This window comes from Desulfosporosinus metallidurans, assembly GCF_001936615.1.
Lineage (GTDB): Bacteria > Bacillota > Desulfitobacteriia > Desulfitobacteriales > Desulfitobacteriaceae > Desulfosporosinus > Desulfosporosinus metallidurans.
Map to the genome: position 1 here is coordinate 1 of NZ_MLBF01000190.1, position 530 is coordinate 530.

1 protein-coding gene is annotated in these 530 nt (G+C 42.5%); it reads right to left on the reverse strand.

Annotation, left to right across the window (positions count from 1 at the left end; all coding sequences use genetic code 11):
- Window positions 1-410 (reverse strand): DUF1097 domain-containing protein (locus DSOL_RS26315; protein WP_075367617.1); only part of this gene is annotated, 410 nt, incomplete at its 3' end.
- Window positions 411-530: the final 120 nt, after the last annotated feature.

Below are 530 nucleotides of genomic sequence, written 5' to 3' on the forward strand. Positions count from 1 at the left end.
ATATAACCCAAGATCGGACCAAGTAATAAACCAATTAAAGTAGCTTTTAGATTCGCTCCTATTCCGAAATAGACTGCGAAACCAAAGAATGCTGCCGGAGTTAGGGCAAAAATATTGAATTTGCCCATAATAACTAAAAGTGCTGCAAACAAGCCCACGAATAACGGGACTCCAATAGTTCCTAGTACCGGAGCCAATTGTATTGCACCGAAGTATATTGTCAAATAGCCACAAACGACTCCTAGTAGTAAACTGGGATAAACTTTTTTCATAGCATTCATATCTGCTCCTGCTGCAAAGAATGCTGCCCAAGCAATAAAGAGTGGCCATGGTGCTACTCCCAACGCCCCTGAAACGGGCATCCATAATCCAGCAAGGAGTCCTACCGTTAACCATAGTGGAATTGCCATATATTCTCCTCCTTCGGTTGATAGAGTATTTTCGTCCAATCAGGTCAATTACGCAGGAGCCGGCAATTTTAGAATGTCCAGCTCCCGTCTAAGAAAAAACGAAGAAAATTTTAGCTCGGA